At 66.8% G+C, this 24,303-nt stretch carries 17 protein-coding genes; 1 reads left to right on the top strand and 16 read right to left on the bottom strand.

What is annotated here, in order from left to right; all coding sequences use genetic code 11:
• Window positions 1–13: 13 nt before the first annotated feature.
• Entirely contained in the window at window positions 14–3,199 is a 3,186-nt protein-coding gene (locus RUGAMON1_RS27730; protein WP_445233542.1) for a S8 family serine peptidase, read from the top strand.
• A 53-nt stretch (window positions 3,200–3,252) separates the two neighbouring features.
• Here RUGAMON1_RS27730 and RUGAMON1_RS27725 read toward each other — a convergent pair whose 3' ends face one another.
• From RUGAMON1_RS27725 to RUGAMON1_RS27650, 16 genes are all read right to left on the bottom strand, one after another.
• The gene (locus RUGAMON1_RS27725) at window positions 3,253–4,056 is read right to left on the bottom strand and encodes a LuxR C-terminal-related transcriptional regulator (RefSeq protein ID WP_445233541.1); all 804 of its coding nucleotides are present in this window, start codon (window positions 4,054–4,056) and stop codon (window positions 3,253–3,255) included.
• A 13-nt stretch (window positions 4,057–4,069) separates the two neighbouring features.
• Window positions 4,070–4,807, bottom strand: a complete 738-nt coding sequence (phoB, locus tag RUGAMON1_RS27720) for a phosphate regulon transcriptional regulator PhoB (protein WP_445233540.1) — start codon at window positions 4,805–4,807, stop codon at window positions 4,070–4,072.
• 224 nt (window positions 4,808–5,031) lie between these two features.
• Window positions 5,032–5,661, bottom strand: a complete 630-nt coding sequence (locus tag RUGAMON1_RS27715) for an NF038129 family PEP-CTERM protein (RefSeq protein ID WP_445233539.1) — start codon at window positions 5,659–5,661, stop codon at window positions 5,032–5,034.
• Between the two features lie 10 nt (window positions 5,662–5,671).
• A complete protein-coding gene (locus tag RUGAMON1_RS27710; RefSeq protein ID WP_445233538.1) occupies window positions 5,672–8,698 on the bottom strand; it encodes an ExeM/NucH family extracellular endonuclease in 3,027 nt (1,008 codons plus the stop codon).
• A 169-nt stretch (window positions 8,699–8,867) separates the two neighbouring features.
• The gene (locus RUGAMON1_RS27705; protein WP_445233537.1) at window positions 8,868–9,887 is read right to left on the bottom strand and encodes a TIGR03790 family protein; all 1,020 of its coding nucleotides are present in this window, start codon (window positions 9,885–9,887) and stop codon (window positions 8,868–8,870) included.
• A gap of 85 nt (window positions 9,888–9,972) precedes the next feature.
• Window positions 9,973–10,506 carry an FxDxF family PEP-CTERM protein gene (locus RUGAMON1_RS27700; protein WP_445233536.1) on the bottom strand — a complete coding sequence of 178 codons (534 nt, stop codon included), beginning with the start codon at window positions 10,504–10,506 and terminating at the stop codon, window positions 9,973–9,975.
• A 275-nt stretch (window positions 10,507–10,781) separates the two neighbouring features.
• Complete coding sequence (locus RUGAMON1_RS27695) at window positions 10,782–12,197, bottom strand: mannose-1-phosphate guanylyltransferase/mannose-6-phosphate isomerase (protein WP_445233535.1); 1,416 nt, start codon at window positions 12,195–12,197, stop codon at window positions 10,782–10,784.
• Window positions 12,194–13,354 carry a nucleotidyltransferase family protein gene (locus RUGAMON1_RS27690; RefSeq protein ID WP_445233534.1) on the bottom strand — a complete coding sequence of 387 codons (1,161 nt, stop codon included), beginning with the start codon at window positions 13,352–13,354 and terminating at the stop codon, window positions 12,194–12,196. The genes RUGAMON1_RS27695 and RUGAMON1_RS27690 overlap by 4 nt, the downstream gene beginning before the upstream one ends.
• A gap of 9 nt (window positions 13,355–13,363) precedes the next feature.
• Window positions 13,364–14,365, bottom strand: coding sequence for a UDP-glucose 4-epimerase GalE (galE, locus tag RUGAMON1_RS27685; RefSeq protein WP_445233533.1), 1,002 nt, complete (start codon window positions 14,363–14,365; stop codon window positions 13,364–13,366).
• The gene (locus tag RUGAMON1_RS27680; RefSeq protein WP_445233532.1) at window positions 14,362–15,609 is read right to left on the bottom strand and encodes a glycosyltransferase family 4 protein; all 1,248 of its coding nucleotides are present in this window, start codon (window positions 15,607–15,609) and stop codon (window positions 14,362–14,364) included. The genes galE and RUGAMON1_RS27680 overlap by 4 nt, the downstream gene beginning before the upstream one ends.
• A complete protein-coding gene (locus tag RUGAMON1_RS27675) occupies window positions 15,593–16,903 on the bottom strand; it encodes a nucleotide sugar dehydrogenase (RefSeq protein WP_445233531.1) in 1,311 nt (436 codons plus the stop codon). Before RUGAMON1_RS27675 ends, RUGAMON1_RS27680 begins: the two co-directional genes overlap by 17 nt.
• On the bottom strand, window positions 16,900–18,945 hold the full coding sequence (locus RUGAMON1_RS27670; RefSeq protein WP_445233530.1) for a heparinase II/III family protein: 2,046 nt from the start codon (window positions 18,943–18,945) through the stop codon (window positions 16,900–16,902). Before RUGAMON1_RS27670 ends, RUGAMON1_RS27675 begins: the two co-directional genes overlap by 4 nt.
• Window positions 18,942–20,012: a glycosyltransferase family 4 protein gene (locus RUGAMON1_RS27665; protein ID WP_445233529.1), complete on the bottom strand. Its 1,071-nt coding sequence runs from the start codon at window positions 20,010–20,012 to the stop codon at window positions 18,942–18,944. The genes RUGAMON1_RS27670 and RUGAMON1_RS27665 overlap by 4 nt, the downstream gene beginning before the upstream one ends.
• Window positions 20,013–20,134: 122 nt before the next feature.
• Entirely contained in the window at window positions 20,135–20,560 is a 426-nt protein-coding gene (locus RUGAMON1_RS27660; protein ID WP_445233528.1) for a serine O-acetyltransferase, read from the bottom strand.
• A gap of 10 nt (window positions 20,561–20,570) precedes the next feature.
• The gene (locus tag RUGAMON1_RS27655) at window positions 20,571–21,761 is read right to left on the bottom strand and encodes a glycosyltransferase (RefSeq protein ID WP_445233527.1); all 1,191 of its coding nucleotides are present in this window, start codon (window positions 21,759–21,761) and stop codon (window positions 20,571–20,573) included.
• A gap of 148 nt (window positions 21,762–21,909) precedes the next feature.
• Window positions 21,910–24,156 carry a DUF4962 domain-containing protein gene (locus tag RUGAMON1_RS27650; RefSeq protein ID WP_445233526.1) on the bottom strand — a complete coding sequence of 749 codons (2,247 nt, stop codon included), beginning with the start codon at window positions 24,154–24,156 and terminating at the stop codon, window positions 21,910–21,912.
• Between the last annotated feature and the right edge of the window lie 147 nt (window positions 24,157–24,303).

The raw sequence follows: 24,303 nt of genomic DNA, 5'->3' as shown, positions 1-24,303 counted from the left end.
CAAGGATAAAACAATGATGAAACTCAATCCTGTCGCCGCAGCCGTCGCGCTGCTGCTGGCCGGCGCCGCGTCGCTGGCCCACGCCGACGACACCCGCCGCTCCTACATCGTGCAACTGGCCGACAAGCCGGTCGCCGCCTACAACGGCGAAGTGGCCGGCCTGGCCGCCACCCAGCCGGCGCCCGGCTCGCGCCTGCAGATGACCGCGCAAACGGTGCAGCTGTACATGGACTACCTGGACCAGAAGCAGGCCGACGTCAAGGCGCTGGTGCCGAACGCGCCGATCAACCACGACTACAAGGTGGTGCTGAACGGCTTCTCGGCCATGCTGACCGACAATGAAGTGCGCACCCTGCAAGCGAACAGCGCCGTGTCGACCATCACCGCCAACACGGAAAACCACCTGCTGACCAACTACACCCCGACCTTCCTCGGCCTGGACGGCCCGAACGGCCTGTGGGCGCAGCTGGGCGGCAAGGAGCACGCGGGCGAGAACATCGTCATCGGCGTGGTCGACGGCGGCATCTGGCCGGAAAATCCCTCCTACGCGGACCGCGTCGACAGCAACGGCGTGCCGACCTTCGACCAGGGCGGCAGCATCGCCTACAGCGCGCCGGCCAACTGGAACGGCACCTGCCAGACCGGCGAGGGCTTCACCGTGGCCTCCTGCAACAACAAGCTGATCGGCGCGCGCTACTTCAAGAGCGGCTTCGACGCCACCGGCAAATCGCTGCACTGGACCGAATTCGTCTCGCCGCGCGACTCGATCGGCGGCACCGTCGGCCATGGCGGCCACGGCACCCACACGTCGAGCACGGCAGGCGGCAACAACGGCGTGCCCTCGGTCCTGAACGGCATCCCGATGGGCGCCGTGTCGGGCATGGCGCCGCGCGCCCGCATCGCCATGTACAAGGTGTGCTGGACCTACAACGACGCCACCGACGCCACCGGCGGCAAGAACAGCTGCTGGACCGACGACAGCGTGGCCGCGATCGACCGCGCCGTGCAGGACGGCGTCCACGTCATCAACTATTCGATCAGCGGCGGCACCACGCCGAACGACGCGGTCGAGCAGGCCTTCCTGCGCGCCACCAACGCCGGCGTGTTCGTTTCGGCCTCGGCCGGCAACGACGGCCCGGCGCAAACGGTCAACCACATCGGACCGTGGCTGTCGACCATCGCCGCCGCCAGCCACAACCGCTTCCTCAAAGCCGACGTCAAGCTGGGCAGCGGCGCCAGCTACAGCGGCGCCTCGCTCAACATCGACGCGCTGCCGGCCGGCACCCCGATCATCCGGTCGGAAGACGCGGCCGTGGCCGGCGCCGACGCCAACCTCGTCAAGCTGTGCTACAGCGCCGGCTCGAACGGCGGCGTGGCCGTGCTCGACCATGCGAAGGTGGCCGGCAAGATCGTCACCTGCGTGCGCGGCACCAACGCCCGCGTCGACAAGAGCCTGGCCGTCAAGGAAGCCGGCGGCGTCGGCATGGTGATGGTCGACAACGGCGCCGGCCTGGTGGCCGAAGTGCACTCGGTGCCGACGGTCCACCTGTCGGCCGCCGATGGCGCGCTGGTCAAAACCTACGCCCAGCTGGCCAACAGCACCGCCGCGCTGACCCACTTCGTCAACGCGGTCGGCTCGTCGCCGGCGCCGGTGATCGCCAGCTTCTCGTCGCGCGGCCCCAACCTCAGCGACGGCAACGTGCTCAAGCCTGACATGGCGGCGCCCGGCGTCGACATCCTGGCCGGCGTGACGCCGGAACTGACGCCAGCGCAGCAAGCCTCGCTCAACACCGGCACCCTGCCGCCGCAGGCCGCCTGGGCGCTGTACCAGGGCACCTCGATGGCCGCGCCGCACGTGGCCGGCGTGGCCGCGCTGTTGCGCCAGCAGCATCCGGGCTGGTCGCCAGCGGCGATCAAGTCGGCGCTGATGACCACCGCCACGCCGACCTTCAGCGACGGCCTGGCTGGCACCCAGCAGGGCATCCTGCCATGGGCACAGGGCGCGGGCCACATCAATCCGTTCGGCACCATGCTGCGTCCGGCCGACGGCAAGTCCTACAACCCGAGCGGCGCCACCGATCCGGGCCTGGTGTACGACGCCGGCGCGACCGACTACAAGAAATACCTGTGCGGCGCCGGCGTCACCAGCCAGTGCAGCAGCGGCACCCTGGCCGGCTACAACCTGAACCTGCCGTCGATCACGCTGGGCAATGTGCTGGGCAGCGTCACCGTCAGCCGCAACGTCACCAACGTCGGCACGGCGCAGGCGACCTACAACGCCAGCACCAGCATCAGCGGCTACACGGCGGTGGTAACGCCGTCGTCGCTGAGCCTGGCGCCGGGCGCGACCGGCAGCTTCACCGTCAAGCTGACCCGCACCAACGCCGCCGACAACGTCTGGCAGTACGGTTCGCTGACCTGGACCGATGGCAGCCACATCGTGCGCATCCCGGTCACGGCCCGCAGCGGCAAGCCGGTCACCGCGCCGGCGCTGCTGGCCAGCACCAAGGTCACCGGCAACGCCTCGCTGACCGTCGGCACCGGCTTCTCGGGCCGCATGAACGCCGCCAGCGGCGGCATGAAGGCAGTCACCAAGAGCGCCACCATGACGGTGGCCGAGGCGGCCACCGGTTCGGTCGACACGCTCGATCAGGTGAAGGCCGCCTGCAACAGCGGCGCCGCCGGCACCAGCGTGGTGCCGGTCAGCATCGCCGCCAACACGGTGGTGGCGGCGTTCGAACTGTTCAACGCCGACACCAGCTCCGGCAACGGCGGCGACGATCTCGACCTCGCGGTGCTGAGCGGCGGTAACATCGTCGGCTACAGCGGACACGGCGGCGCCAACGAGTCGGTGATCCTGACCTCGCCGGACGCCGGCAGCTATAGCGTGTGCGTGATCGGCTACGCCGCCGCCAACGGCAGCGCGACCGACTTCAAGCTGTCGTCGGCCGTGGTGACCCGCGGCGACACCGGTGGCGCGCTGCGTGTCGCCGTGCCGAGCCAGGTGTATGCGGCCAGCACGGCGTCGGTCAGCGCCAGCTGGTCCGGCCTGGCGGCCGGCACCCGCTACTACGGCGGCATCCAGTACCTCGGTCTCGACGGTGGCGTCGCCGCCACCACGGTGCTGAAAGTGGAAACCAATAATCCGGTGCCATTGGCGCAGCCAGACCGGATCGCACGCGGCGTCGGCGCCCAGTAAGCTGTCGATGCGGTGAATGGCGCCGGGCCGCGAGGCCCGGCGCTTTTTTTTGCTCAGGCGGCGTACGCCAGCGGCGCCGGCGGCTGTTCGAACAAGTGCAAGGCCATGCCGCGCGCGATCGCGTGCGCCCGGTTGGACACGCCCAGCAGGCGGTAGGTCCGCTGCAGGTGGTTCTTCACCGTCAGGCCGCTGATGCCGAGGATCAGGCCGATTTCCTCGTTGCTTTTGCCCTCGCGCACCCAGTGCAGGATTTCCATCTCGCGCGCGCTGACCGGCCGCGCCAGCGCGCCGGCGCGCGCCTGGCGCTGCTGCTGGCCGACCCGCTGCAGCGCCAGGTGCAGATGCGGCAGCAGCAGTTCGAAGAAGTAGGCATGGCGCGGACGCGGCCGGTGCGGCAGGCCGAACAGCACGAAGAAGGTCGAGCCACCCGGCAGGCGCTCGGTGCCGTGCAGCAGCAGGTTGTCCAGGCCCAGCGCGCGCAGCTCGTCCAGGAACGGCGCCAGCGGCTGGCGCGGCGTGTCCGCCAACCCGGTGGCGGTAGCGTCCAGCATGGCCGGCAGCCGCAGGCCGTCGCGGCAGTGGCGCGCCAGCCGCAGCGCCAGGCCGTCGGCCTTGTCGCCCAGGCGGGCCAGCAGGCCGGCGTCCAGCACCGTGCTGTGCATGCACTCGACGTGCTGCAGCTCGTCCTGCGCGCCGAATTGCAGGCAGACCATGATGCGGTGCGGCAGCAGCGCCTGGAACTGGCCCTGGGTCCACAGGCACAGCTGGCGCGCCTGCCGCACCGGCAGCACCGCTTCGATCGCGTGCAGCAGGTATTCCTGCTCCAGCTTGCTCAAGATGACCAGTTGTTCCATCATCAGTGTTCCATCTTTAAATTCTGGCGGCCTCGCGCACCGCCCTGGCGCCCTGCTCCCAGGCGACGAAGCGGTAGCCGCTGCCGCGCACGGTTTCGATGTGCTCCTGGTGGCCGCTGGGCTGGAGCGCGCTGCGCAGGCGGCCGACGTGGGCGTCGACGGTGCGCTCGTCGAGGTAGACGGCGTTGCCCCACACCTGGTCGAGCAGCTGGGCGCGGGTGTGGACCCGCTCCGGGTGGTTCATCAGGAAGTTCAGCAGCTTGAATTCGACCCGGCCCATGGCCAGCTCGCGGGCGCCGGCCGTCACCCGCAGCGTGTGCGGATCGAGCCGCAGGCCGGCCATCTGCACCGCGTCCGCCGCTTGCGGCTGGGCCGGCGGCTGCAGGCGGCGCAGCAGCGCGTGCACGCGCGCCACCATCTCGCGCGGGCTGAAGGGTTTGGTCATGTAGTCGTCGGCGCCGCTTTCCAGCGCCATGATCTTGTCCGGCTCGCCGCAGCGGGCGGTCACCATGATGATCGGCAGGTCGCGCGTGCGCGGCTGCGCGCGCAGCCGGCGTATCAGCGACAGGCCGGACTGGCCGGGCAGGTTCCAGTCCAGCATGACCATCGCCGGCAGGCTGTCTTCCAGCATCAGCAGCGCGCTTTCGGCGTCGCGCGCGCGGCGCACTTCGTGCCCGGCCATGCTCAGGTTGAGGGCGATGAGTTCCTGGATCGCAGGCTCGTTTTCAATGACAAGGATATGGGCGGGTCGCATGGCAAATCCGTGTAAAGGAAGAACTATGCAACAAGCAATCTGGCATTACTAATATGATTTCCAACCGGGATTTAGAGTTTCGCGATATATATCCAGTGGAGATCTAGTGCCCGCCTGCACGACTTGCCATTTAGAAGGTACCGTCTAAACGAAAAAACAACATGTGGCATTGCGACGATCTTGAGCGTCGCAAGCGCACATGTCGTTTTTTGCAAGAACGAAGCTTAGGCGGCGAGCTTGCGGCGGCGCGCAAAACCGACCAGCGCCAGGCCGGCGCCCAGCATGGCCCAGGTCGATGGCTCCGGCACCGCGCTGATGCTGCCGATCGCGTGATCGGTGATGTCCGACGACAGCGCGCCGGCGCCGGCGGTCGGCTGCCAGGTGATCGACATCAGGCTGCTGTCCTGCGGGTTGAAGTGGCCCAGCGCGGTCGTGCCGTTGGCGCCGAACAGCGACACGGCGAACTTGCTCTGGAGTGCGACCGGCGATGGATCGGACAGGCCGCCGAAGGTGACGTCGAAGCTGACCTTGCCGCCGAAGGACATGGCCTGGAACAGGTCGTTGTAGTCGGTGGTGTTGCCGAACACGAAGCCGCCGCTGTTGGCGTGGACGTCGCCCAGCACGCTGACGCCGCTCAGGTCGCCGAAGCCGGACAGGTGGCTGATGGTGGCGCTGGCGAAGCTGGCCGGCACCTGTTCCGGATTGAACTGCAGGTCCAGGAAGCCGCTGCCGCCCAGCGACGCGGTGTTCAGTTCCACGTGCAGGGTCTGGGCCGAGGCCAGGCCGGCGCATGCGCTCAGCGCCAGCGCCATCGCGGCATGGCGCAGGGTCAGGGAGAAGTTAGGTTTGAACATGGTCGTATCCTTAGAAAGTGCCGCTGTAGACTTTGGTGGTGTAGCTGATATTGGCCGTGCCGGTCTTGCTGAAGCTCAGCGCGAACGAGACGGTGGCGCCCGGCGCCAGCGTGGCGGCGTTGACGGTGATGTAAGGCGCGCCGGCGTGGCTGCCGCTGGCGTTGCTCAGCGTGATGCCGGCCGGCAGGCCGTCGAACTCGACCTGGAACGGGCCGCTCAGCGCGGCGGCGCCGGTGTTGGTGACCGAGTACGTCGAGCTGTACTTGCCGGTGGCGCGGTTGAACACCAGGCCGGTGCCGCTGGCCTTGACGCTGGCGCTGACGTCGCTGTACGGCGCGGCCAGGTTCAGGCTGATGACGACCGGGTCGTGGTCGGAGGCGCGGTACGGTGCGGCGGTGTACTTGTCTTCCGGCTTGCCGTCGGTGTTGTAGTCGACCACGGTCGGCTCGTCGGCGTTGTTATGCCACTCGGCCGCGTCCACCACCGAGGCGCTCATCGCGGCGTTGGTCAGCGCGTGGTCCAGGTAGCCCGCCTCGCCGTTGAAGACGAAGGAGTAAGGCATGCCGCCGCCGGCGCGCACGAAGCGCTCCAACTGGTTGACGTAGCCCTTGTCGGTGATGGCCTTGATCGGATCTTCCATGCCGTAGGAATTGAAGTCGCCGATCATCAGCACCTTGGCGTCGCCGGCGGCGGCCGCCACCTGCGGCGCGAACACGTTGACCAGGCGGTTGGCCTGGTTGACGCGGGTGGCGTTCCAGCAGCTCTGGCCGTCGCCGCTGTCGGCGTCGGCGCCGGAACCGGTCGGGCAGCTGCCCTTCGATTTCAGGTGGTTGACGATCAGCGAGAACCTGGCGCCGTTGGCGGCGGCGAAGGTCTGCGCCATCGGCGGACGGTTGTTGACGCTGTCGGCGTCGGACAATGCCGAGCCCACCATGGTCAGCGTGGCCGGCTTGTAGATCATGGCGACGCGGATGGCGTCGGTGCCGGTGGCGGCCGGTTTCGGCACCACCGCGTAGGTCTGGAAGCCCGTGCCCGGCGAGATCGCCTCGTTGAGCGCCTTGACCAGGTAGCCGACCGTGTATTCGCCGCTGTTCTGGATTTCCATCAGGCCGAAGACGTCGGCGTCGATGGCCTTCAGTTCGCCGACGATCTTGGCGGTCTGGCGGTTGAACTCGTTCAGGTTGTCGGCGCCGCGGCAGTTGGACTTGCTGATGCTGGCGCCCAGCGAGCAACCCTGGCCGGTGCGGCCTTCGACGTCGGTGCCGTTGGTGAAGGTGGTGAAGTAGTTCAGCACGTTGGCGCTGGCGACCTTGATGTTGCCGGCCACCAGGGCTGGCGGCGCGCTGCGCGGATTATCCTGCGAGAACACCGGCGCCACGGTCGGCTGCAGCTTGAAGCCGGCGCCGCCACCGCCCTTGGCGCCGAAGTCGACCACGCCGGTCAGGCCGGAGACGGTGTCGCCGGCGCGCAGCGAACCGTCCGCGCCCAGGTAAGGGATGGTGGTCGGGGTGACGAAGATGCCGTCGTCCAGCACGATCTGGTTGCCGGCGTTGGCCAGCGCCAGCGCCTTGGCCTCGTCCGAGCCGGCGCGGTAGTGGTTGGTCGGCGCTTCCAGGCGGCCGGACGACAGCGTCACTTCGCCGCGGTCGCCCAGGAACTCCAGCTGCGACACGGTCAGCGCGTTGGTGAAGCGCACCAGCATGCCTTCGACCTGGCCCAGGTTGGCGTATGGCAGCGCGATGTTGGTCGGGGTGACGGCGATGCCGCTGCCGGTCTTGACGATGGCGCTGATGGTTTGCAGCTCGGTGTAGGCGTGGCCGCCGGCCACCGGCGCGTAATCGCTGACGGTGCCGGTGACGCGCACCTGGTCGCCGACCTGCACGGTGCCGGTGTTGGCGGCGGTGGTGTAGACGAAGATGCCGTCCGAGGTCTGCGGATTGCCGTCGCCGGCCGCGTCCTGGATGAAGAAGCCCGAGCCGACCTTGGCCGTGACCACGCCTTCGGTGGTCTGCACGGTGCCGGCGTAAGGGCTGGTCTCGCCCGGGCCCTGGATTTGCGGAATGCTGTGGGTGACGGCGGCCGGCACGGCCACGCTGACGTTGATGGTGCAGCTGGTCTGCTGGGCCTGGTCGTTGTCGAAGCGCACCACCACCGGGTAGCTGCCCTGCGGCACGCCGGCCGCCACGTTGAGGCTGACCGTGGCGTTGGCGCCGGCGGCCGAGGCGGCCAGGAAGTTCACCAGGCTGATGCCCGGCACGGTGGTCGAGGTGATGACGGCGTTGTTGACGACGCCGTCGGCATCGGTCGCGCTCAGGTCGGCCACGCCGGCGTAGCCGACCGCCATGGCCAGGTTGGCCGGGCAGCTGGCGACGATCGGCGGCGCCGGCGGCGCGCTGCACGAATGCAGCGGGCTGGCGGTGTTGCGCGGCGTCGGCGCGCCGGTGGCGAAGTCGCTGCCGTTGTTGTCGGTGTCGGTGCAGCCGCCGTTGGCGCGCAGCGCGGCGGTGGTGTTGCTCAGGCCCGGGCCGTTGGTGCCCTCGAAGAAGCCGGCGTTAAAGCCCAGCAGGTCCACCAGGGTGGCGCTGGACGGGGCGGCGCCCGACAAGGCGTTGCTGTCGTTCACCAGCGCGACCTTGCCGGCGGTGCCGCTCATCGGGATGGTGCCGGTGCTGTCCGGGGTCAGCAGGGAACCGGCGCCGGTGCCGGCCGCCTCCTGCACCAGGTAGTACTGGCCCGGTTGCAGCACCGGCGTGCCGCTGATCTTGGTCACCTGCCACGAGGCGCCGGCGGCGCTGGCGTATTGCACGCTCCAGCCGGTCAGGTTGACCGGTTGCGTGCCGCGGTTGAACAGCTCGATGAAATCGTTCTTGATGGTGGCGCCGGAGTTGCCACCGCCGCCGTACACCTGGCTGATCACGACCGGCGAATCGGCGTGGGCCGACGCCGACAAGCCCGCCATCAGGGCTGCGGCGATGATGGTGCGCCGGCCCGGCGTGGAGGCAGCCTGGGCGTTCGGCGTGTGGGAAGTTTTTTTCATGAGTGGATCCTGGTGAAGAGAAAAGGTCGGCGCGGCGGTCTTAACAAAATGATTTCAAACATTGCATTTTGCATATTAGACGGCCGGATTGACGCCTTGATGACATGCCTTTAGTCCGTTCGGACTAAACCTTTCCTCACTACCAGCCCTCCCCCCCCCGCCGCCGGACTCAACGGCGGTAAGGGGCGGCCAGCGGCTCGCCGACGAACACGCCCTGGGCCGGCCAGGCCACGCTTTTCCAGTAGGCTTCGATCGCGCTGTAGCCGCGCAGGTACTGCGACAACAGCACCGTCGGGTTGGGGAATTTTTGCCAGTGGTTGCATGGCTCGTTGACCGTGCCATAACTGGCCGTGGCGCCCGCGTCCAGCCAGCGCAGGCTGCTCATCTGCCCGCCCTCGGCCAGCAAGTCGCCGCCGAACGAGGTCAGGTGATCGGCCAGCGCGCCCGGCAGGAACTTCAGCGTGTTCAGCTTGGGCACCTGGACCAGGCCGGTCTCGTAGACGATGATGTCGCTGACCTGCTCGATGCTGTCGGCCTGCAGGGTCTTGATGGTCAGCTTCTTCGACGGCACGCTCATCGAGCGCGGGAAGAAGCGCGCGCGGCTGCTGCGCGCGAGGTCGCTGGTGTTGAGGAAATAGGCGGTGGCGGTCGGCATGGCGAAGCCAGCCAGCACGCCGCGCTCGATCAGCGCCTTCGACGCCTCCACCGATTCGATCGGCAACAACATGGACAGGCGCATCTGGTGATCGGTGTAGGGCTTGGCCGAGGGCGAATTGTAGTAGCCGCTGGGCTTGCTCGGAGCGCAGGTCTTGGCGCACAGGCTGCTATCCAGGCCCAGCGTGTAGGCCGCCGTCAGCGAATTGCACTCGACCGCATAGGGCGCGGTCCACACCATCAGCACGGCCTGGATGTCGGGGCCTAACTGGGCGTCGATCTGCGCCTTCAGCGCCTCGAACTGCTCGGCGTCGAGCTTGTGCGGCCGGTGCGGGATGCGCACATGCACCATGTTGGCGGCCGGAATGGCGCGCGCCTTGCGGTAGTACTCGCCGATTTCCACGCTATTGGGTTCGTCGTCGTTGACGACCACCGCCAGCTGGGCGGCGCCGAGGCCGATGCGCGGGACGTTTTGCGCGCGGGCTGCGCCGCACAGCGCCAGCATGGCGGCAAGGATAAATAGAAAAAGTCGCAAATGAGGTCGCAAGTGAGTCGATCGCTGTGGGTGGTGGCAAAAAAAAACGGAAGCGGCGGCTTCCGTTGGAATTATAGCGCCATTGTCAGGCTTTGCGACGTCGTGCCAGCCAGCCGACGATGCCGGCGCCGCCCAGCAGCATGCCATAGGTGGCCGGCTCGGGCACCGGGCTGACGGCCACCGAGCCGACATAGTTGCCCGCAGCGCCGTTGCGCACGGTGCCGCTGACCAGCAGGTAGTAGTTGCCGGCCGCCAGGTTGGGGGCGTTCAGGGTCCACACTTCGGCCGCCGCGCCCGGCGCCGACTGACGGGTGCCGTCGAGCGAGAAGCCGGCCGAGTTGAACAGCTTGAAGCTGTCGAAGCCGGCGCCGCCCAGGCCCGGCAAGTCCAGGCTGCTGACCAGGGCGCCGAGCAACTGGCCACCGCTGGCACTGAAGTTGTAGCGGTCGCTGAACGTGTTGCCGGCGTTGCCGGCGCCAAATTCATGCTTGAGCACCGCGCTCCCGCTGCTCAGGTCCAGGGTCTGCGCGCCCTGGCTGATATCGGCTGCCCGCGCCAGCGGCAGCCCGGCGGCTGCCGCCAGCAGCAGCGCCGCCACGACTGTTTGTGTACGCTTCATAGATCACCTCCTTCAAAAAAGGCGGCTGCGGCCCGCGCGGCCGCCGATGGATAAATGAATACTGCGGATTTATCCTAGCATTGGCGCCGGTGGCGGCAAGCGGCCGACGGCAATCGCGCGCAGCCGGCCCCGCCAAGCGGGCACAACTGCCCAGCGCCGGCGCTGAGAGGGAAAAACGGGGATGGAGGGCGGTGTTGCGGACGACGTAGGCAGGCACCTACGCCAAGACGGGAAAAAGGCGGTCACGCTTTGTCAGCCGTGGCCGCCGTTGAGGATCAGGCGCGCTGGTAGACGTCTTCCAGGCGCACGATGTCGTCCTCGCCCAGGTAGCTGCCGGACTGGACTTCGATCAGGTGCAGCGGCAGCTTGCCCGGATTTTCCAGGCGGTGGGTGGTGCCGATCGGGATGTAGGTCGATTCGTTCTCGGTCAGCAGGGTCACCTGGTCGCCGCAGGTCACGCGGGCGGTGCCGCTGACCACGATCCAGTGCTCGGCGCGGTGATGGTGCATCTGCAGCGACAGCTTGCCGCCCGGATTGACGGTGATGCGCTTGACCTGGAAGCGCTCGCCGATGTCGATGCCTTCGTAGCAGCCCCACGGGCGGTAGACCTTGGTGTGGTGCAGGTGCTCGGTGCGCTGCTTGGTCTTCAGGTGCTCGACGATGTTCTTGACGCGCTGCACCTGGTCCTTGTGGCAGACCAGCACGGCGTCGTTGGTTTCCACCACCACCACGTCCTGGACGCCGACCACGGCCACGATGCGGCTCTCGGCGCGCACCAGCGAACCGCTGACGTCGTCCAGGTAGACGTCGCCGCGGACGGCGTTGCCGCGGGCGTCCTGCGGCTGCACTTCCCACAGCGCCGACCACGAGCCGACGTCGCTCCAGCCGATGTCGGCCGGCACCACGATGGCGTGGCGGGTGTGCTCCATCACCGCGTAGTCGATCGAGTCGGACGGGCAGGAGGTGAACGAGGCTTCGTCCAGGCGGCAGAAGTCGAGGTCGCGGTAATCCTTGTTGACGGCCGACTCGGTGGCGTTGGCGATGGCCGGCGCGAACTCCTGTAATTCCTTCAGGTAGCTGTCGGCGCGGAACAGGAACATGCCGCTGTTCCAGTAGTAATTGCCGGCGGCGACGAAGCCTTCGGCGGTGGCGCGGTCCGGCTTCTCGACAAAGCGGTCGACGCCGTAGCAGTGCGCGGCGGCGGCCGGCTGGCCGCTCTGGATGTAGCCGTAGCCGGTTTCCGGCGCGGTCGGCACGATGCCGAAGGTGGCCAGCGCCCCGCCGTCGACCATGGCGGCGGCGTGCTCGATGGCGGCGTAGAAGGCGTCGACGTTCTCGATCACGTGGTCGGCCGGCAGCACCAGCATGACGGCGTCGGCGTCGATGGCGCGCAGGTAGTGGGCGGCGGCGGCCACCGCCGGCGCGGTGTTGCGGCCGACCGGCTCGAGCAGGATGCCCAGCGGCGCGATGCCGATCTCGCGCATCTGCTCGGCGACCAGGAAGCGGTGCTCATTGCCGCACACCACCAGCGGCGCCATCATCTGCGGTCGGCCGTGCAGGCGCAGCGCGGTGTCCTGCAACATGGTGCGGTCCGAGACCAGCGGCAGCAGCTGCTTGGGCAGCACGGCGCGCGACAACGGCCACAAACGGGTGCCGGAACCGCCCGACAGGATCACTGGGTAAATTTTCATGCTCTGATTCTCTTATCTGTTAGTTCATTGCTGTGTTCAGTCCGGCGCTTGCTGCGGCGGTCGCGGGCGTTGGCCCACGAGTCGGGATCGGTCTCGGACACATGTTTCATCTCGCCGGCGCGGTCGACACTATAGTCCTTAAACACGATCATTTCATTTAATGAAACATTCGGTAACACCCGTGTGTACTCGAACAGCACGCTGCGCACGACCTTGGCGCCGGCGCAGATGTGGCTGCCGTGGCCAATCCAGGTCGGGCCGACGATGTGCACGCCGGCCTCGATGCGGGTGCCGGAGCCGATGTAGACCGGGCCCTCGATGGTGGTGCCGTCCCAGTCGATGCTGGTGTTCAGGCCGACCCACAGGCCGTCGTTGATCTGGATGCCGGGCATGTGCAGGTGGGCCACTTCGCCCATCAAGACGCTCTGGCAGGTTTCCCAGTAGTCGGTGACGCTGCCGATGTCGATCCAGTTGTAGTTGCGGGTCTGCGCGTAGAACGGCATGCCCTTCTCGGCCAGCAGCGGAAACAGCTGGGAGCCGATGTCGAAGGTCTGGCCCGACGGGATCAGGTCGATCACCTCCGGCTCGAAGATGTAGATGCCGGTGCTGACGAAGTTGGACTTGGCTTCCTGCTGGCTAGGCTTTTCCTGGAACTCGGTGATGCGGCCGTTGTCGTCGGTGACCACCACGCCGTAGTTGGAGACCTTGTCCCACGGCACTTCCTTGGTGATGACCGAGGCCAGCGCGCCCTTGCGGCGGTGCTCAAACAGGGCCGACTTGATGTCGAGGTCGATCAGCGCGTCGCCGCACAGCACGATGGTGGTGTCGTCGAAGAAGCCGCCGAACTCCTGGATCTTCTTCATGCCGCCGGCCGAGCCCAGCGGCTGCGGCACGACTTCGCCGTCGTCGGTGGTGTAGCCTTCGAACGAATAGCCGATCTGCACGTCGTACTGGTGGCCTTCGCCGAAGTACTCCTCTATCTTCTCGTGCAAATAACTGACGTTGACCATGATCTCCGTCACGCCATACTTGTGCAGATGCTCGATCAGATAAGCCATCACCGGTTTGCCCAGGATGGGGATCATGGGTTTGGGTAAATCGTACGTCAAGGGGCGCACGCGGGTGCCCTTGCCTGCCGCAAGTATCATTGCTTTCATGCGTAACTCCTAATCAGTAGGCGTGGTCTGCCAGCGCCAGGAGTCGGCGCACATTTGTTCGACGTTGCGCTGCGCCTTCCAACCCAGCTCGCGTTCGGCCAGGCTGGCGTCGGCGTAGCAGGCGGCGATATCGCCGGCGCGGCGCGCCACCACCTGGTAAGGCACGGCGCGTCCGCTGGCCGCTTCAAACGCGCGCACCATCTCCAGCACGCTGTTGCCGCGGCCGGTCCCCAGATTGTACGTGAAGATGCCGGCACCGGTCGCCAGCTTGGACAGCGTGGCCAGGTGGCCCAGCGCCAGGTCGACCACGTGGATGTAGTCGCGCAGGCCGGTGCCGTCCGGGGTCGGATAATCGCCGCCGTACACCGACAGGCGTTCGCGGCGGCCGTCCGCCACCTGGGCGATGTAAGGCACCAGGTTGTTGGGGATGCCGTTCGGCTCTTCGCCGATCAGGCCGCTCGCATGGGCGCCCACCGGGTTGAAGTAGCGCAGCAGCGCGATGCGCCAGCTCGGATCGGCCTTGTGCAGGTCGCGCAGCATTTCTTCGATCATCAGCTTGCTGCGACCGTAGGGGTTGGTCGCCGACAGCGGGAAGTGTTCGAGGATGGGCACCGAGGCCGGGTCGCCGTACACGGTGGCCGAGGAACTGAACACCAGCGACTTGACGCCAGCCTTGTCCATGCACTCGAACAGCACCAGGCTGCCGGTGACGTTGTTGTCGTAGTAGCGCAGCGGCTGCTCGACCGACTCGCCGACCGCCTTCAGGCCGGCGAAGTGGATCACCGAGTCGATGCGGTGGGCGGCGAACACCGCCTCCACCGCGGCGCGGTCGCGCACGTCGCCGTCGACAAAGGTGAAGCTCTTGCCGGCGATGCGCTCGACCCGTTGCTGCACCGAAGCCTTGGCGTTGGACAGGTTGTCCAGCGCCACCACCTCGTGGCCGGCCGCCAGCAATTCCACCACGGTATGCGAGCCGATGTAGCCCATACCGCCAGTCACTAATATCTTCATTTTCCCTCTTTTCGCAGCGTGGAGACAGCGCCCGGCAGCGGCGCGTTGGCCGAGTACAGGCGCTCGTAGGCGGCCAGCAGTTTCGGCGCCTCGTATTCCCATTCCAGTTCGTTGACCACGCGGTGGCGGCCGTAGGCGCCCATGCGTTCGCGCTGGGCCGGATCATCGAGCAGTTCGACGATCTTGCGCGCCATGTCGACCGGGTCGTTCTTCAGCGCGTACAGCGAGGCTTGCTGCGCCGACACCTTGCCTTCGACCAAGTCAAACTGCACGATCGGCTTGCCCAGCGCCATGTACTCCATGATCTTGTTCATGGTCGACTTGTCGTTCATGTCGTTGGCCACGTCGGGGTTGACGCAAACGTCGGCGGTGTTGAGCATTTCCAGCAGTTGCTGGTCCGGCACGCGGCCGGTGAAGGTGACGTAGTCGGCGATGCCCAGGTCGGCCGCCATCTGCTTCATCTGCTCGAGCGAAGTGCCGCCGCCGACCAGGCCGAACTGCACATCGGTGCGGCCCAGCGTCTGGATCAGGTATTGCGCGGCCTGCAGCAGCAGGTCGATGCCTTCCTGCGCGCCCATCACGCCGACGTAGCCGACCAGGAACTGGCGGCCGCGCTTGAGCGCCGGCACCGGCGGCAACACGCGCAGGCGGTCCAGCTTGGGTCCGCTGCGCACCACGTAGCACTTGTCGGCCGGCATGCCGCCGCGCTCGATGGCGATCTTCTTGTACGACTCGTTGGTGGCGATCGAGACGTCGGCGGTCTTGAACGACCAGCGCTCGAACAGCACCATCAGCTTGTAGAAGAAGTCGCGGCGGCCGAACTTGGCCTCGTACAGTTCCGGGTTGATGTCGTGGTGGTCGAACAGGAACTTCTTGCCCATCAACAGCTTGAAGAAGCCGCCGATCAGGAACAGCAGGTCGGGCGGATTGCAGGCGTGGATGACGTCGAAGCCGCGCGCGAAATGCACCTTCCACGCCAGGCGGAAGGTGTGGAACAGCGCCAGCGAATACTCGACCAGATAGCCCTTGGCGCCCTCCGCCTCGAGCGGCAGGCTGTAGCGGTGGATGTGGATGCCGTCGATTTCCTCGTAGCGGCTTTCATAGCCCTTGCCGGTCGGGCAGATGATCGACACCAGGTAGCCGTTGGCGTGCAGCGTGGTGGCCTCTTGCCAGACCCGGCGGTCGAACGGCGACGGCAGGTTCTCGACCAGGATCAGGACGCGGCGCTTACCAGCAGATGCCATCGTACTGTCCCCCGCTTTGCTCGGCGCTGATGCGCACCAGATCGACCAGGTTCTGGCCCGGCTTCAGCAGGCCCGGCACGGTCTTGAATTCGGCCGCGCCGTTGCCGATGACGATGGTGTCGGCAAAGGCCAGCACTTCGTCCATCGACTCGACCATCAGCTTGGAGATGTGCGGGATGTGGTTGAGGATGTAGTCCTGGTTGGCGCCGGTCAGCGCGGCCAGGTTGACGTTCTTGTCGTACAGCTTGAGCTCGTAGCCCTTGCCCAGCAGGTGCTCGATGACGTCGACCAGCGGCGATTCGCGCAGGTCGTCGGTGCCGGCCTTGAACGAGAAGCCGAGGATGCCGACCTTGCGCGCGCCCTTGTCCATGATCATCTTCAAGCCTTTTTCGACCTGCTTCTGGTTCGACGGCAGCACCGAGTTCAGCAGCGGCAGGTCCAGGTCCAGGCTGCGCGCCTTGTAGGTCAGCGCGCGCACGTCCTTCGGCAGGCAGGAGCCGCCGAAGGCGAAGCCGGGCTTCATGTAGTAGGACGACAGGTTGAGCTTGGTGTCCTGGCAGAAGATCTCCATCACCTTGTGGCCGTCGATGCCGACCGCCTTGCAGATGTTGCCGATCTCGTTGGCGAACGCCACCTTGACGGCGTGCCAGGTGTTGTCGGTGTACTTGACCATCTCGGCCGTCTCGACGTTGGTGCGCACCAGCGGCGCGTCCATCTTGGCGTACAGCTCGACGAGCATGGCGCCGGCCTTCTCGTCGCTCTCGCCGATCACGGTTTTCGGCGGATGGTAGTAATCATAGACGGCCGTGCCTTCGCGCAGGAATTCGGGGTTGTTGCAGACGCCGAAATCAACGCCGGCCTTCTTGCCGGACGCCGCCTCCAGGGTCGGGATGACCACGCTGCTCATCGAGCCCGGCAGCATGGTGCTGCGCGCCACCACCACGTGGAAGCTGGTCTTTTCCTTGATCGCGGCGCCGATCTGCTCGCACACCTTGCGCACGTGGCTCAGGTCGAGGTTGCCGTTCAGCTGGGACGGCGTGCCGACGCAGATCAGCGACATGTCGGACCCCATGACGGCGTCGCGCACGTCGACGGTGGCGCGCAGGTGGCCGGACTTGACGGTCGCGGCGATCATTTCGCCGATGTCTTTTTCAATGATGGGCGTGGTGCCCTGATTGATCAGGTCGACCTTGGTGCGGTTGGGATCGACGCCGATCACTTCGTGGCCGTCGCTGGCCAGACAACCGGCCGATACTGCGCCCACATAACCCAGGCCAAAGATACTGATTTTCAAAATACGCTCCTCAATGAATTGTCGATGCCACCGTTATTACCTGCCTGGGCCGCGTCCGCGGTGGTGTTCACCAGCAGCCGCAGCTCAGTTACTATTTCTGTCGTACCGTGCACGGTACCTTGCCATCTTAGCGTGTCGATGGCGGTTTTTTCGTCGAAGCGGCGGGAAATCCAGCCGCCGATCGGCGTGTCGCTGCCACGCAACAATTCAGCGCCGGCGCCGAAGCCGCAGCGCAGCTGCAACTCGCTGCGCCGGCCCAGCACCCGCACCACGCCGTCGTTTAATTCACTACAGCAACCTTCCGCCAGGTGCCAGTGCAGTGCAACATGGTGCGAACCCCGACATTGTAATATGTCTTTGACAACGAGGGTATTTCTGTTCGTATCGAACTCGACTACCCGGCGATGCGTGACCGGATCGGCCAGGCACTGGTAGCCATCGTGCTCGCCCTCGAAGCGCTGCAGCGCGCCGTCCGGCTGGTGCGCGATCAGGCGCGCGTTGGCCTTGCGCAGCCACATGAAGTTGCCGCCGATTTCGGACTGGTCCCGGTGATCCACGCACACCGTGTTGTGCGCCGCGGTGCTGCGGAAATAGTCGCGCCAGGCTTTTTGCGTGTGGTAGGCGTAGGTGCCGGGATCGATCAGGAATTCCTCGCCGCCCAGCGACAGCGTGAACGCCAGCGCGTCGGCGTGGCCGTGGGCGGCGATCGACAGATAACCGAGCGGCGCGCAGTCGGCCACCAGGCGCACCTCGTCGGCGCCGCCGAAGCGCTGGCCCAGCAGGTAGTAGCCGCCTTGCGGGAAGGCCATCACCGGCCGTTCGGCGCCGCTGACGGCCAGGCCGTCCCAGCGCTGCTGGCCGGCGTGGCCGAACAGCCAGCGGGTCTTGTCGTCCAGCGCGCCGGCCTTGCGCTTGAAGTCGGCGCGGCCGAATAGCAACGCGCAGCTGGCCAGCAGCGAACGGTACGGCGACCAGTCCGCCTCATGCGCCAGCCTGACCATCTGGGCGTCGTCGGCGTCGCCGGTCATCGGCATGTGGCCGCCGGCGTCCAGCAGCGCGGCCAGGAAGTCGGCCAGCTTTTCCAGCCGTTGCAGATAGGCCGGCGCGAACGCCACGCCGTGCGCCTGCCCGACCAGGTGGCACAGCAACATCATGTCCATCACTTCGTGCTGGTAGTAGACCGCCTGTTCCTTGTTGACGCCGTCGGCCGTGTTTTGCTTGAGCGCCTCCACTTCCAGGCCGCGCTTGGACAAGGCCAGCCAGCGCGCGCAGTCGGGCCAGCACGGCCACACCAGGCTGGCGACGAACAGGCCCATGTACTCGCCGAACAGGTGGTTGTTGGCCGACGAGTGGCGCGAGAAATAGCCCTGGATGAAATGGCAGTGCTGGTAGACGCTGTCTAGCCACTGGCGCTGGAAGCGCTGGCCGTCGGCGCCGGCGAACAGCGGCGAGGCGGCGCCGCCCAGCAGTTCCCAGGCGAAGGCCCAGTTCAGCAGGCGCACCGCCAGTTCAAGCGAACTGGTCCAATGCACGCCCTGCGGATAGGGGCACTGGTCGAACCACGATTGCAGCAGCGCGCGCGCGCCGTCGGCGTAGCGCGGCTCGCCGCTGACGCGCCAGGCCTGCGCCAGCGTCACCAGTTCCAGGTGGCGGCTGGGTTCCCACAGGTATTTGATGTCGCCCACCACCCGTTCGCTGCGGTAGTCGATGGCCTTGCCCAGCCCCATCGGCGCGACCGTGCCGGTCTTGGGGTCGCGGTTCCATTGCGGCGGGAAGCCCAGCGCGACGCCGCGCAGCGCGAACACATTCCAGCGGCCGGCCAGGATGGCGTCGGCCGCCGCGCACAGCGCCGCGGCATCCGCCGGCGCCGCGCCTGCGGCCAGGAAGGAGCGGCCGGCGGCGGCGGCGGGAGGCGGCGGCAGCGGCCGCAAGCCCAGACCCAGCCGGGCCGCCTTCTTTTGCGCGATCTGGCCGACGCGCCAGCAGACCTCCGCCGCGCCCATCAGTTTGAGGCGGTTTATTTTCCAAGCCAGCGTAGTCATTCCGGTACATACCCCATAGTGCGATACAGCTGTTCAACCTTGGGCAGCACTGCCTCGGCCGAAAAGGTGGTGGCGATCTTGTGCCGCGCCGCCGTGCCCATACGGCGCGCCAGTTCGGGATCGTTCAACAGTTGTTCCCAGCGTCGGGCCAGCGCCGCGACGTCGCCCGGGGCGATCAGAAAGCCCTCGACGCCGTCGGCCACAGCCTCCGGAATCCCACCCACCGGCGTGGTCAGCACCGGCAAGCCGGCCGCCATCGCCTCCAGCACGCTCATCGGCAAGCCCTCGCTGTAGGACGGCAGCACGTACAGCGTCGCGCTGGCCAGCGCACGCTCCTTGTCGGCGCCGCGCACCCAGCCGAGCAGCTGGACATGCTGGGCAATGCCCAATTCGCCCGCCCGCGCCGCCGTCTGCGGCAACTCGCCGTCGCCGCCCATGCGCAGCAGCAGTTGCGGGAAGCGCGGCGCGAGCTGACATGCCGCCTCGAGCAGGTCATAGCTGCCCTTGTTCTTGCCCAGCCGTCCAAAAAACAAGGTCTGTCCGGCGATGCGCTTACCCCAGTCGGGCGGCGCGGCCGGCATCAGCACCGGGTTGTAGATGGCATGGACGTTGGGGTTGGACGTGATGGTGGCGGCCCACTGGCGCCAGGTCTGCGACAGCACGATCACCTGCGCTGCGCGGTCAAACACCAACCGCACCAGCCAGCGTCCGGCGCTGCCGCACTCGCGCTCGTAAAACTCGTGAAACGCACCGCTGTGCAGATGCAGCACCGCCGGCACCCGGAACAGGAAGGCCGGCAGAAAGAACAGCGCCTTGCGCCAGAAACTGGCACGCCGCGACACGTGGACGTGCAGCAAGCCGATTTGCCCGGTCAGCAGCAGGCCGCAAAACTGACACCAGCTGCGCAGCAGCACCCGCAGTTTGGCGCCCGCGCCGCCATCGCAATGGGTGGTCAGGTAGACGATCGGAAAGCGCTGGAACAGGCCGGCGGCCCGGTACACATTGACGACGGCGGCGATCCCGCCCATCGTGTCAAAGCGCGTCCCCAGCATGACTATTTTCTTCATAATTCCTCGTTGCAAGTTAAAGCGGCGGCGCAAACGGTCCTGCGGCGCCTCGGCACGGACGGCGCCGCCATTCTACCAAGTTATCTCGGGAACAAGATGACTGCCGTGTGACGGCCGCGCCGTTACGCGCTGCCGGCAGCGTCGCGCATCGGCCTGGCCGGCACGCCGGCCACGCGCGCGCCCGGGGCGACATCGCTCAGCACCACGGCGCCGGCGGCCACCGTTGCGCCGGCGCCGATCACCACCGGCCCCAGAATTTTCGCGCCGACGCCGAGGAAGGCGCCGTCATGGATCACCGGCACGGCGTGCTGCCCGCTGCGCCCACCGATGACGACCTGGGCGCCGATATACAGATTATTGCCCAGCACGGCGCGCTCGTGAACCACCACGCCCAGGCCCTGATAGGCAAAGGTGACGCCTTTGCCGACCCGAACCGACGGCGGCAACACCACGGCAAACAAGATGCGGTTGAGCAGATACAGGCAACGCGGCAACAACGGCACCCGCAGCCGGTACAGCAGCGCAGAGAGGCGAAATAGCGTGAGCATCACCCTCCCCCTACGCCGACGCGGCAACGGCCGGCGCCGCCGCGACCAGCACGCGGTAATGCCCGGCGACATCTTCGGCCAACACGCGGTAGCTGCGATGACGCTCAATATAGTCCGGCCCGCGGGTCGCGCGCTGCCGCGCCTGTCCCGGATCGGCCAGGATCTGCAACATGCCTTGCGCCAACTCCTGCGCCGTACTGCCGCTGAGCCAACCGGCCTGGCTGGCGCCCAGTACCGCCGCCTGATCGGGATTATCATTGCCCACGCAAGGCAGGCCCAAGGCCAGATATTCCAGGATCTTGGTGGGAGAATTGGTGTCGAGCAACGGGCCGCGTGGCAGATACGAGACCGCCAGGTCGGCGCCTGCCAGCAGCGGCCATGCCTGGCTGGCGGCCATCCAGCCGGTCACATGCACGGCCGACGCCAGCCCAGCGCCGGCCGCGTGCGCCAGCAGCGCGTCCAGGTCGGGCCGGCTGGAGGCATCGCCGATCAACAGCAGGCGCGCCTGCGGATGCGCGCGGCGCACATGGGCCAGGGCGTCGACCACCACATGCAGGCAGCGCGGACGGTCCAGCGTGCCCAAATACGCAATCACCGGCACCCCGTCCCATCCGGGCAGCCGGCGCGCGGCGATGCCGCGCGGATGCAGCACCTCGGTGTCAACGCCCATCGGCACCGCCGTCATCTTGTCGCGGGCCAGCCCTTGCGCCGCCACCGCGTCCAACATCGCCTCGCTCTGCACAAACACGTGCTTGGCGCCCGGCAGCACCACCCGGTTCAACAGCCAGCGCTCCGCCAGCCCCTTCCACAGCACCGCGCGCGCGCGCCAGCCGCCACCGGCGGCGAGCTGGGCGCGCGCGTTGCCGATCCGGCCGTCGCACATCATGAACGACATCCAGTAGACAAACGGAATCCCCTTCCAGCGCGCCACCTGCAACGCCAGCCAGCCGATGGCCGCCATATCGCGCACCTGGATCACGTCGTAGCGGCCGCGCTGGGCGCGCCGCAACAGCCGCCAGCACAGGCATAGATAGGCCCACTCGCGCCGCAAGCGACTGCGGTGGTAGGACGACCGGCTCACCTGCTCATCGTCGGTCACGGAAGCCGCGCTGGCGGCCGGGCCGACCAGATGGCAGGACACGCCGGAGCGGGGCAGATAGCGCCCGAACAGGACGGCGACATCGGCCCGGAAGGTGGGCAAGGGCTCTGGCACAAACTGCAACACTCTCAACTGGGGGGGGGAATTCAACGCTGGCCTCTGACGAAAAAAAGGAAGCGATAAAAATCGCTTCCCGGATGGATACTGGCGGCGCGGCGCGCCATGCGGTGGCGGCAGCGCCGCCCCGGTGCTATGGCTGAAGCGTGATCGACTGCGCTCCCACCTTCAGCACGCGCGTTCCACCAGTGCTTGTCAAGGATACCACAGGATGCTTGCACCCCACGTCCAATAGCATGATGAACTCGGCCGACGTGAGCGCTGCGGTCTTCACGTAGGCGCCGTGGTACTCGGTCGTTCCCGGTTTCGGCGCCGGACCGACGATCGCTTTGTACTTCTGGTCGGCGCTATTGGGAATCGGCGTCACGCAGACCGACTGGTCGACATTGACGATCTTGGCCTCGCCGGTGACCGCATCGACCACCATCGGCACCGGCGCGTGCAGATTCCATTCAAAGGTGCGCGCCGTCGCCGAGGCCAGCTTGTCGTACACCACGAAGGCGTCTTGCGAACGCAGATACCAGATCTGGCGGCGTGCCTTGGTCAACGCGCCGGCAAACGCCGGCGTGGCGTCGCCCTCGACGAAATCCATCGTCGTCGAGCTGGAGAAACCAACCACCTTGCCGTTGCGCACCATGGGGTCACTGTAGCCTTCCGTCCGCTGTCCCTGGCCGCCGTCGAACGTCACGGCATTCTTGGACTTGGTGGCGCGGTACCAGTCGGTCCACATCGGCGAGTTGTACCAGTCATACCAGCCGGTACCGATGAGCAACTTGCGCCCGCCCCGGTTCAGGGTGAAGCCATTTTGATCGCCGTGGCTGTGGTTGAAGGATCCATAGGGGCTGGACTTGAAGTACAGCGAGGTACGCCCGCGGTCCGCAATGTCGCTGTGGATGGCGGCCCAGCCGATACTCGGATACAGCCCCGAGTTCGGAGGCGGCGTCGCCGTACTCACCGCCAGCACCGGCATCGGGTAGGCGAGCTGCAGTTGCGTCAGCGGATCCTCGTCGCCGGTGATGTTTTTGTAGTACCAGGCCGCTTGCGGCGATTTCATGCGCGAGGCCAGCGCCTTCATGTAGCGCAGGTCCGGCACGTCTTCGTTGCCATCGCCAAACGTGTGGGACGGCGTGCCGGGCGGCGTGAAGTGCATGAAGAACTGCAGGAAGCCCTTGGCCCATGGCTTGTCGAAGATATTCAGGCCGGACGCCGTGCTCATCGGCTGCCAAACCTGCAACGCCGCATCAATCGCATACTGGCCATATGCGGTGCCATTGGCGTAGCCGCCCTCCGGGCCGCTCCAATGGTAAATATAATTGACGTAGTTGCGGAAGGAGAAATCGAACCAGTCGACCGCCGCCGGCACATCGCCCAAGGCCAGCGTGGCGACCATCGCCAGATAGCCGAAATTGGAGCCGCCGTGCTCATCGAACGGGGTCTGGTCCAGCCAACCATTCCGGCTCGACAGGTCGGCATACACGTCGGCGCCGCGCTGGGCCACGCTCTTCATCCACGCGGCGCGCCGGGTGGCGTCCAGGTCGGCAGCCAGAAAGTCGGCCGCCTTGAGCAGCGAGCCGGCAATCGGCAAGGTGATGATATCGAACTGGGCATAGCTGGTCGGTCCGGACGGGCTCAAGGCCGCCAGTTGATCGCCGCGCAGCAACGCCTCTTTCAGATACACCGGGTCGCCGGTCAGGCGGTACACCAGCGAGGCCGCTTCCACCTGGCGGCGGACGATGTTCACATGGGTGCGGATGCTGGCCCACTGCGCGTTGACATCGGCGGTGACGACCTTGGTGGTGACCAGCGGCCACATGGAATCCTTGACGGGGGGCTCGGACAGGGTCACGCGCTGCACGTCCGCCATCAGGCGGGTCAGCGCGCCGCCCCGTTCGGTGACCATGCCGGCCGGCCAGAGGCTGCGCACGGGGATGCCTGAAGGCAAGGCGCGCGGCCGAGGACGGCTGAGGATGGTCGCGCGCAGCACGCTCGAGTCCGGCACCTCGAACACCGTCGAGGTACCATTGAGCACGAAGCTGCGCGGGGTCGACCACTCCTGTGTCAGCGCCGGCCGCACCCGCCACGAATAGGTGCCCACCGTCATCGCCTTGGACGGCAGATACCAGTTCTTGGGAACAGTCAAGGTGCTGACGTTGGCCGCAGTCGGCCCCGTCACTTCGAGCACATAGGATGCCGGGTTGGTCGGGTGCCGCGACCAGGAGAACGCCGGCGGATTTTGCGCCTGCACTTCCAGGTTGGCGGGCAAGGGACGTGTCGCCAGCGGGTCAGTCGATTGGGCCCAGTCCGCGTGGCAGGTGCCCCAGGCAACGGATGCGGAGATCAGCACTGCCAAACGGGCAATGCGCGCGATAGTGAAAGTCATTGGACTCTCCAGAGTCGAGAAGAACGGCGAACAAAACAAGAAGAGCAGATCATGGCAACCCGCACGAGGCTGTGCGGATCAGCTGCACAGACAGGATTGTGCCACAAATAAATTTCCCTGCGAAATTAAAATTTCGCCAGAACAATA

It is taken from the genome of Duganella rhizosphaerae, assembly GCF_040364205.1.
GTDB lineage: Bacteria > Pseudomonadota > Gammaproteobacteria > Burkholderiales > Burkholderiaceae_D > Rugamonas > Rugamonas rhizosphaerae.
Note: the sequence above shows the minus strand (reverse complement) of the source record. Positions and strands in the feature narration are given on the sequence as shown.